This window comes from Streptomyces sp. NPDC056600, assembly GCF_042792855.1.
GTDB lineage: Bacteria > Actinomycetota > Actinomycetes > Streptomycetales > Streptomycetaceae > Streptomyces.
Map to the genome: position 1 here is coordinate 1 of NZ_JBHTVQ010000113.1, position 9354 is coordinate 9354.

The 9354-nt window shown below is 72.8% G+C and carries 7 protein-coding genes; 2 read left to right on the forward strand and 5 right to left on the reverse strand.

Annotated features, from left to right (window positions below; all coding sequences use genetic code 11):
• Window positions 1-149 precede the first annotated feature (149 nt).
• Window positions 150-1049 carry a tRNA (adenine-N1)-methyltransferase gene (locus ACFRAV_RS30740; RefSeq protein ID WP_351112553.1) on the reverse strand — a complete coding sequence of 300 codons (900 nt, stop codon included), beginning with the start codon at window positions 1047-1049 and terminating at the stop codon, window positions 150-152.
• Between the two features lie 90 nt (window positions 1050-1139).
• Window positions 1140-2801, reverse strand: a complete 1662-nt coding sequence (locus ACFRAV_RS30745) for a site-2 protease family protein (RefSeq protein WP_382560717.1) — start codon at window positions 2799-2801, stop codon at window positions 1140-1142.
• Between the two features lie 191 nt (window positions 2802-2992).
• Between ACFRAV_RS30745 and ACFRAV_RS30750 the strand changes: the two genes are divergently transcribed.
• A complete protein-coding gene (locus ACFRAV_RS30750; RefSeq protein ID WP_382560720.1) occupies window positions 2993-3964 on the forward strand; it encodes a RecB family exonuclease in 972 nt (323 codons plus the stop codon).
• A gap of 54 nt (window positions 3965-4018) precedes the next feature.
• Window positions 4019-4690, forward strand: a complete 672-nt coding sequence (locus ACFRAV_RS30755) for a response regulator (protein WP_382560723.1) — start codon at window positions 4019-4021, stop codon at window positions 4688-4690.
• A gap of 132 nt (window positions 4691-4822) precedes the next feature.
• Here the strand turns inward: ACFRAV_RS30755 and ACFRAV_RS30760 are convergent, their stop codons facing one another.
• From ACFRAV_RS30760 to ACFRAV_RS30770, 3 genes are all read right to left on the reverse strand, one after another.
• Window positions 4823-6412 carry an ABC transporter substrate-binding protein gene (locus ACFRAV_RS30760; protein ID WP_382560727.1) on the reverse strand — a complete coding sequence of 530 codons (1590 nt, stop codon included), beginning with the start codon at window positions 6410-6412 and terminating at the stop codon, window positions 4823-4825.
• A 109-nt stretch (window positions 6413-6521) separates the two neighbouring features.
• Window positions 6522-8129, reverse strand: coding sequence for an ABC transporter substrate-binding protein (locus ACFRAV_RS30765; RefSeq protein WP_382560730.1), 1608 nt, complete (start codon window positions 8127-8129; stop codon window positions 6522-6524).
• A 434-nt stretch (window positions 8130-8563) separates the two neighbouring features.
• Complete coding sequence (locus tag ACFRAV_RS30770; protein ID WP_382560732.1) at window positions 8564-9283, reverse strand: HAD family hydrolase; 720 nt, start codon at window positions 9281-9283, stop codon at window positions 8564-8566.
• Between the last annotated feature and the right edge of the window lie 71 nt (window positions 9284-9354).

A 9354-nucleotide genomic window follows, 5' to 3' on the forward strand; every position in this document is an offset into this window, starting at 1 on the left:
GGCGCCCCGCGCCCCCCCCCCCCCCGGGGCCCCCCCCCCCCCCGGGCCCCCGGGGGGGGGGCGCCGGGGGGGCGCCCCCACCCCCCCCGGCGCCCCCGGGGAGTTGCGGGGGCGTGCGGGCGAGGCCCGTACGCCGGGGTGGGGTAGGACTAGCGGGAGCCGCCGTCGGCGTTGGGGCCGGCGTAGTCCTCGCCGTAGGCGCCCTTGGCGGGGCGGCGGCGGCGCATGGGCGGCTCGACGCCGTCCGCGAGGCGGCGGGCGGTGAGCAGGAAGCCGGTGTGGCCGATCATCCGGTGGTCCGGGCGGACCGCGAGGCCCTCGATGTGCCAGTTGCGGATCATCGACTCCCAGGCGGTCGGCTCGTTGAAGCAGCCGATCTCACGGATGGACTCGACGGTGCGGGCCAGCTGCGTGGTGGTGGCCACGTAGCAGCAGAGGATGCCGCCGGGGACGAGCGCCTTGGAGACGGCCTCCAGGCACTCCCAGGGGGCCAGCATGTCGAGGATGACCCGGTCGACCTCGGTGTCGCTGAGGTTGTCCTGGAGGTCGCCCACGGTGAGCTGCCAGGCGGGGTGCTCGCCTCCGAAGTAGCGCTCCACGTTCTGCTTCGCGATCTCGGCGAAGTCCTCGCGGCGCTCGTAGGAGTGGAGCATGCCCTGGTCGCCGATGGCGCGCAGCAGGAAGGAGCTGAGCGATCCCGAGCCGACGCCGGCCTCCACGACGCGGGCGCCGGGGAAGATGTCGGCGAAGGCGAGGATCTGCCCCGCGTCCTTGGGGTAGACCACGGCGGCGCCGCGGGGCATGGACAGGACGTAGTCGGGGAGCAGGGGGCGCAGCGCCAGATAGGCGACGTTCCCCGTGGTGCGGACAACGCTGCCCTCGGGGGCGCCGATCAGCTCGTCGTGCGGGAAGGAACCCTTGTGGGTGTGGAAGTTCTTTCCCGCTTCCAGCGTGAACGTGTAGTGGCGGCCCTTGGGGTCGGTCAGCTGAACCTGGTCCCCGACCTTGAAGGGCCCGCGCCTGCGGGCGGCACCGGTCGGTTCGGACATGTGACCAGCCTACCGGTCCGTGAAGGGTGTCCCGACCGGCCCGGTCGGCCGCGGCGGGACGGGCCGGTCAGCCGCGGCGGGACGGGCCGGTCAGCCGCGGCGGGCCATCGCCTTCACGAAGGCGTTCTCGACGTCGGCGGCGGACAGGACGCCGTAGATCGCGCCGGACTCCTCCACCACCAGGTACTCGGTGGCGGGGGCGGCGCGCAGGGTCTCCAGCAGCTCCTCGCCGCCCAGCTCGGCGGAGACCCGCATGCCCTCGGTGAGGTCGGTGGCCAGGGTGCTCACCGCGACCCAGGGGCGCCGGTGCTCGGGGATCCCGGCGATGCCGGTCTCGCGCACCAGGGACAGCGGCTCGCCCGCGGCGTCCACCACGACCAGGGCCCGGGCGCCGGCCTCGTTGGCGCGGCGCAGCGCCTCGGAGACGGGGGTGTCCGGCTGCACGGGGACGGCCCGGCGGGTCAGGGTGCGGGCGCGCAGCTCGGGCAGGCGCTCGCGCAGCCGGGCCATGCGGAGGCTGTTGCCCGCGCCGGTCCACATGATCGCGGCGACGATGGCGGCGAGCAGGGCGTCCAGGACGGTGTCCATGCCGTCGGTCTCGGCCTGGCCGACGGCGCCGGAGCGGGTGAGCAGCGGGAAGCCGATGAGGACGGCGACGGCCAGCGCCCGGCCGGCCCAGGCCGCGGCGACGGTGCCGGCCATGGGCCTGCCGGTGATCTTCCAGACCACGGCGCGGAGCATCCGGCCGCCGTCCAGGGGCAGGCCGGGGAGCAGGTTGAAGGCGGCGACGATCAGGTTGGAGATCATCAGGCCGGCCAGCAGCACTCCGGGCACGGTGCCGGGCTCCACGGCGAACAGGGACAGGTAGAAGACGCCGGCCAGCACCAGGGAGAGCAGCGGGCCGACGAAGGCCAGCACGAACTCGCGGCCGGGGGTCTCGGACTCCTTGCCGATGTCGGAGTAGCCGCCGAAGAACTGGAGCTGGATGCGGCGTACCGGCAGCTGGAAGCGGAGGGCGGCGACGGTGTGCGCCAGCTCGTGCACCAGCACCGAGGCGTAGAGGGCGACGGCGAAGAACAGCGAGACCAGGTACCGGGCGGCGCCGAGGTCGGGGAGGATCCGCTCGAGCTGGTTGCCGAAGACCCAGGTGATCAGCGCGGCGACGAGGAACCAGCTGGGCGAGACGTAGACGGGCACGCCGAAGGGGCGCCCCATCAGCAGTCCGCCGCGGGTCTCCTTCTCGTGGTCCTCCGCTCCGCCCGGCCGGCCCGCTCCCTTGGGGGCGGAGCCGTGGCCCTGGGCGAGCGTGCGGCCCGAGGGAGTGACCGGAGCCTCCGTGGGCGGCTCCTCCACCTTCGACGCCGCCCGCTCCTCCTCGCCGGACCGTTCCTCCCCGTCCGGGGTCGCGGGCTCGGCGTCACGGGGCCGCGCGCGCTCGCCGTCGCCCGCCACGGGTTCCTCGGGCCGGACGCCTGCGGGGCCGGCCGGAGGCTGTTCCGGTGACGGATGCCCGGCGCCGCCAGGCGTGTCCGCGCCACCGGGCTCGTCCGCGCCACCGGGCTCGTCCGCGCCACCGGGCTCGTCCGCGCCGCCGCCGGGCTCCGCGGAGCCCTCCGCCTCACCCGCGTCCCGCGCGCTCGCGCCGGCGTCGGGTTCCTCGGGCAGCGACGCGGGGGCGGGCTTCGCGGGCGGGGCGGGCGGCGTGGCGTCGCCCTCGGGCCGCGGATCCTCGCTCGCGCCGCTCTGCTCCACGCCGTCAGTCCCCTCGATCGAAAAGCGTCGCCCTCCACGCGCCCGCGTGCGGTGGAGCGGCTCGAGGTCGATGGTATGCGGCGGAGCCCGCTTCGCACGCCTTGGCACCCCCCTGAGCCTTTCCCCCTGTGACCGTGCCCATGTCCGTTCCGTGCCCCCGCTGTCCGCGCGGGGCCGTAAGGTCTGAGGCCATGGAGACCAGCACCGCCGACCCCGCCGGGACCCCGGACGACACCCCGGACGCAGCCCCGGTGACCACCCCGGACGCCGCGACGGGAGCCGCCCCGGAGAACACGCCGGGGGCCGCCCCGGCCGGCCCCCGCGCCCCCGCGCCGCCGCGGTCGCTGTCCCCCTCGCGCGCCGCGGACTTCATGCGGTGCCCGCTGCTCTACCGCTTCCGGGTGATCGACCGGCTGCCGGAGAGGCCCAGCGAGGCGGCCACCCGTGGCACGCTGGTGCACGCGGTGCTGGAGCGCCTCTTCGACGCGCCCGCCGCCGAGCGGACCGCGCCGCGCGCCCGCGACCTGCTGCCCGGACAGTGGCAGCGGCTGCGCGAGAGCCGCCCCGAGGTCGCCGAGCTGTTCGCCGACGACCCCGACGGCGTCCGCCTCGCCCGCTGGCTGGAGGAGGCCGAGCGGCTGGTGGAGCGCTGGTTCACGCTGGAGGACCCGACCCGTCTGGAGCCGGTGGAGCGCGAGTTCACGGTGGAGACGGAGCTGGAGTCCGGTCTGCGGCTGCGCGGCATCATCGACCGGGTCGACGTGGCGCCCACCGGCGAGGTGCGGATCGTCGACTACAAGACCGGCAAGGCCCCCCGCCCGCAGTACGCGGAGGAGGCCCTGTTCCAGATGAAGTTCTACGCCCTGGTGGTGTGGCGGCTGAAGCGGGTGCTGCCGCGCCGGCTCCAGCTGGTCTACCTCGGCAGCGGCGACGTGGTGACGTACGACCCGGCCCCCGAGGATCTGCGGCGGGTGGAGCGCAAGCTGCTCGCGCTGTGGGAGGCGATCGCGCAGGCGACCGCGACCGGCGACTGGCGGCCGCGCCGCGGGAAGCTGTGCGACTGGTGCGACCACCAGGCGCACTGCCCCGAGTTCGGCGGTACTCCCCCGCCGTACCCGCTGCCGGTCACCCTGCCCGCGCCCCGGCCGGGCACGGCAGAATGAGCCGGGCCGGCCGCCGGGGGACGCGCGCCGGGCGATGAACGAGGGAGATCTCAGGTGGCGATCCGTGTCCTGCTGGTGGACGACCAGCCTCTGCTGCGCACCGGCTTCCGGATGATCCTGGAGGCCGAACCGGACATCGCCGTCGTCGGCGAGGCCGGTGACGGCCGGCAGGCGGTGGAGCAGGTCCGGGCGCTGCAGCCGGACGTGGTGCTGATGGACATCCGGATGCCGCGGATGGACGGCGTGGAGGCGACCCGCCGCATCACCGGACCGGAGCGGGACGGACCGGCCAGGGTGCTGGTGCTGACCACCTTCGACCTGGACGAGTACGTGGTGGAGGCGCTGCGGGCGGGCGCCGGCGGCTTCCTGCTGAAGGACGCCCCGGCGCACGAACTGGTGCAGGCGATCCGGGTGGTGGCGGCGGGCGAGGCGATGCTGGCCCCGAGCGTCACCCGGCGGCTGCTCGACAAGTACGCCACCCATCTGCCGTCCGGCGAGGAGACCGTGCCGGACGCGCTGCGCACGCTGACCGAGCGTGAGGTGGAGGTGCTGAAGCTGGTGGCGCGCGGGCTGTCCAACGCGGAGATCGCCGCGGACCTGTTCGTCGGCGAGACCACGGTGAAGACCCACGTCGGCCACGTGCTGACCAAGCTGGGGCTGCGGGACCGGGTGCAGGCGGCGGTCTACGCGTACGAGAGCGGCCTGGTGCGTCCCGGCGGCCGCTGACCGGCCGCGGGCCCCGCACGACGACGCACGAGGACGCACGAGGACGCACGACGACGGCGCCCCCGCCACCCGGGAGACCGGGTGGCGGGGGCGCCGTCGTACAACGTGCCGCGTACCGCGTGCCGCGTGCGGTCAGCTGCCGTCCTTGCTGATCTCCCAGAACCGGAAGACCGTCGAGGCGTCCAGGCACTTCTCCAGGCCGTACACGCCGTCGCGGACGACCGCGTACTGCTTGGCCTGCCAGATCGGCAGGAGCGGAAGCTCCTCGGCGACGATGTCCTGCAGCTCCCCGTAGTCGCGGGTGGTGGAGGCCCGCTCCCGCTGGGCGCCGGTCGCCGGGATCAGGTCCTCGGTGATGGTCTTGTTCTCGTAGTTGTTGCTGAGGACGTTGCCCTCGCCGAAGAACGGGGCGGTGAAGTTCTCCGGGTCCGGGTAGTCCGGCACCCAGCCCTTGACGTAGACGCCGTACTTGCCGTCGGCGATGTCCTTCTCGTACCTGTCGAACTTCACCGACTTCACGTCGGCCTGGAACAGTCCGCTGTCGTTGAGCTGCTTGGCGATCGCCGCGAACTCCTGGTCCGTGGACGGGCCGTAGCGGTCCGGGGTGGACCACAGCGTCAGCTTCACCTTGCTGGTGACGCCCGCCTCGGTCAGCGCCTGCTGGGCGGCGGCCTTGGAGGGCTTGCCGCCGTAGGTGTCGAAGAAGGCGGTGTTGTGGCCGTTGATGCCCGCCGGGACGATCGAGTAGAGCGGCGTGGCGGTCTGCTCGTAGACCTGGTCGATCAGGGCCTCGCGGTCGAGCAGGTAGGCGATGGCCTTGCGGACGCCCGGGTTGCCGACGACCGGGTCCTTGACGTTGAAGACCAGGTGCTGGACCTCGGCGCTGGACCCCTCGAGGACCGATATCTCCTCGTGGCGGTCGGCGCTCTCCTCGATGTCCGCGATGTCGCCGGCGGACAGGCCTCGGTAGGCCACGTCCACCTCGCCCTCGGTCAGGGCGTCCTTCAGGTGCGTGCGGTCGCCGTGGTAGAGCTTGAGGGTGACGCCCTCGTTGCGCGTCTGCGCGGTGCCCTTGTACCCCTCGTTGAGGGAGAAGACGGCCTCGTCGTCGTCGAAGGAGTCGAGCCGGTAGGGGCCCGAGCCGACGGCCTTGCCGTCCTCACGCAGCTTGTCGGCCGGGTACTCGCCCCGCGGGACGATCGATCCGGCGCCCGAGGCGATCTTGCTGGGGAAGGTCGCGTCCGGGAACTTCAGGCGGAAGACGACCTTCGTCTCGTCCGGCGCCTCGACCTCGTCCAGCGAGGCGAACATGACGGCCGGGCCGGACGGGTCGTCGATCTTCAGCATGCGGTCGAAGGTGAACTTCACGTCCTCGGACGTGAACGGGTCGCCGTTGCTGAACTCCAGCCCCTCGCGCAGGGTGCACTGGAAGACCCGCGCCTTCTGGTCGGCGAAGTGACACTCCTCCGCCGCCTCCGGCTCCGGCTCGATGGCGCCGCGCGGGAAGGAGAGGAGCGACTGGAAGACGTTGTTGAACAGCAGCCAGGAACCCGGGTCGTAGCCCGAGGCCGGGTCGGTGGCGAGCACGTCGTCGGTCATGCCGACGACGACCTCGGAGTCGGTGCTCCGCGCCGACTCCTCCCCCGTACCGCAGCCCGCGAGCAGGACCGCCGCCAGTGCGGCCGACGCGGGCCTCACCGGCCACCGATGATGTCTCTTCACGTGATGTGCCTTGTCGTGCGTTCGGAACGGAAACCGGGCTCGGCCGAGCCCGTCCGCGGTGCGGAGGGACGACTCCCGCCGGTCCTCGTGGGCCCGGCGGGAGGGTGGATCATTCGGAGCCGACGCCTCGGCTCAGCTCCCACAACTGGAGGTTGGAGGAGCTGTTGAGCGCGTAGGCCGTGCCGGTGACGCCGTCGCGGGCGGCGATGTACTGCTTGCCCTGCCACAGCGGCAGCACCGGGACGTCCTCGGCGACGATCTCCTGCATCTCGGTCAGGCTCAGCACGGCGTCGGCCCGGTCGCGCTCGCGGCGCGACTGGGGGATCAGCACCTGCTGGGCCTTGCGGTTGGAGTAGGGGGAACCGAGGAAGTTCTTCTTCTCGAGGAACGGGGCGAGGTAGTTGTCCGCGTCGGGGAAGTCGGGGAACCAGCCCATGCCCCAGACCTCGTACCGGCCCTTCATGGACGCGGGGCGGAACTCCTTCCACTGCGCGCCCTTGGGCTCGCCGACCTTGAACAGTCCGCTGTCACGGAGCTGTTCGGCCAGCACCTCGAACTCCTCGGCCGTGGCGGAGCCGTAGTGGTCCACCGTGTAGTGGAGGTCGATCGGCACCGGGGTGCTGATGCCGGCCTCGGCGAGGATCTTGGCGGCCTTGGCGGCGCTGGGCTCGCCGTACTTGTTGAAGAAGCTGTTGGAGTGCCCGGTGAGGGTGGCCGGCACCAGCGAGTAGAGCGGCTCGGCCTGGGCGCCGTACACCCGGGCGACCAGCTCGCTGCGGTCCACGACCTGGGCGACCGCCTGCCGGACCGCCTTGTTCTGGACGGCCGGGGCGTCGGTGTCGAAGGCCAGGTAGCGGATGTCGAGCCCGGACATCTCCACGAGCTCGATGCCGTCGTCCTTCGTGGCGTCCAGCTTCGTGACCTGCTGGGGCGTCAGGGTGCGGGACATGACGTCGATCTCGCCGTCCGCCATCGCGGCGTTCATCGCCTCGGCGTCGGCGAAGGCGACCAGCTCCGCCTCCTCGTTGGCCACCTCGAGGGAGCCCCGGTAGTCCGGGTTGCGGGTGAAGACCGCCTTCGCCAGGGTGCCGTCCTCGACCTTCGACTCGAGGGTGTACGGGCCGGAACCGCTGACGCCGAAGCCCTCGCGGAGCTCGGAGGCGGGGTACTCGTCCGGGTCGACGATGGAGGCGACCGGCGTGGAGAGCTTGTACGGGAAGGTGGCGTCCGCGGCCTTCAGGTGGAAGACCACCTCGCGGTCGCCCCGGGTCTCCACGGCGTCCACGCCGTTCAGCAGACCGGCCACGCCGCTGTCCGAGTCGATCCGCAGCACCCGCTCGACGGAGTACTTCACGTCCTCGGCGGTGACGGCGTCGCCGCCGGCGAACCGCAGGCCCTTGCGCAGGGTGCAGGAGTAGCGCTCGTTGCCGGTGTCGGTGAAGCGGCAGCTCTCGGCGGCCTCGGGCTGCGGGTCGCCGCCGCCCCTCGGCTGCACCAGGAGGGTCTGCAGCGACTGGCGCAGGACGTTCCAGGAGCCGACGTCGTAGGCGTAGGCGGGGTCGAGCGGTGCGGGGGCGTCCGCCGTGGAGGCGACCTGGTCCGTGGTGCCGACTCTGACCGGCGCGCCGTCCGAACCGCTGTCGGACCCGCCGCAGGCGGCCATCAGCGGAGCGACCAGACCGATCACGGCCGGCAGCACCAGAGTCTTGCGGTTCATGCTCGGACGTCTCCAGGCTGTCTATTTCCGCGGGTCCCGTCGGCCGGGGGTGTGGCGCGTCGGGCCGCGGGAGGGGGGAATGTTTCTCGCGGCCGACATTAGCCGCCACCGCCCGGGCCCTCGGAAGCGACCGGTTCCGAATTGCCGTAACGCTTCGGAACCGGCCGTGGACGCAGCGGCAAGTGCCCCGGGGAAGGATTCGTGCGGCAGTTCCCCAAATCGGGCGCGAACGCCCCGCGCGGGCAGGCGTATCGAGCCCATCTGTCCGGATCACCGCAGGTGCCGGACCACCTCGACGTGGCGAAGGTCACAGGAATGAACGACGGGAAAGAGGACCTTCCCGCGACGGCGTCACCGCTTTCCGGTATTCCGCGGAAGCGACGCCCGTCATTGCCGCACCGAAGGAGCGTGAACAATTCGTGGACGGGCTGCGCCTATTCGGTGGGAGCAGTCCCTCGGCGGGGCAGGATCAGCGAGCGCAGGAATCCCAGGTCGACTTCTTCCAGCGACTTCACGACGGTGCGCCGCGGTCCCGGGCGCATGGGGGCGACGGAAGGCACCGCGACCACCTGGCAGCCGGCCGCCTCCGCGGCGGCGACCCCGGTGGCGGTGTCCTCGACGACCGCGCAACGGGCAGGATCGGCGCCCAGTCCGGCCGCGGCCCGCAGGTACGGGTCGGGGTGCGGCTTGGTGCGCGGCACCTCGTCGCCGGCCACGGTGAGGCGGAAGTGGTGGGCGCCCAGCGCGGTGAGCACACGGTCGATGACGCGGCGGTGGGAGGCGGAGACCAGTGCGGTCGGGACGTCGTGGGCGTGCAGTTCGGCGAGCAGGCGGGCCGCGCCGGGCATCAGCGGCAGGTGCTCCTCGATGCGCGCCTCGAAGCCCTGGTTGAGCAGGACGGACAGCTCCTCCAGTCCGATGGTCGCGCCGGTGGCCTGGATGAGGAAGCCGGCGCTGCGGCTCATCGGCCCGCCGACCACCACCTCACGCCAGGACTCGTCCAGCCGGTGCCCCAGCGCTCCGAAGACCTCTCTCTCCACGTCCCACCAGAAACCCTCCGTGTCGACGAGGGTGCCGTCCATGTCGAGCAGTACCGCCTGGAGGCCCGACTCCTCGGCCGTCCGGGTCGTGGTGGCGGGGACCGTACTGGTCATCCGTGGGGACCTCCTCGCGAAAGAGCCTGCTGCGGGCGGGGGGCCGACAGGCCGGCCGCCCTCCCCGGGAG

What these genes read in the sequence shown, in the direction of transcription:
- ACFRAV_RS30750 (WP_382560720.1), top strand. Translation starts at nt 2,993, where the DNA reads ATGGAGACCAGCACCGCCGACCCCGCCGGGACCCCGGACGACACCCCG.
- ACFRAV_RS30770 (WP_382560732.1), bottom strand. Translation starts at nt 9,283, where the DNA reads ATGACCAGTACGGTCCCCGCCACCACGACCCGGACGGCCGAGGAGTCG.
- ACFRAV_RS30765 (WP_382560730.1), bottom strand. Translation starts at nt 8,129, where the DNA reads ATGAACCGCAAGACTCTGGTGCTGCCGGCCGTGATCGGTCTGGTCGCT.
- ACFRAV_RS30740 (WP_351112553.1), bottom strand. Translation starts at nt 1,049, where the DNA reads ATGTCCGAACCGACCGGTGCCGCCCGCAGGCGCGGGCCCTTCAAGGTC.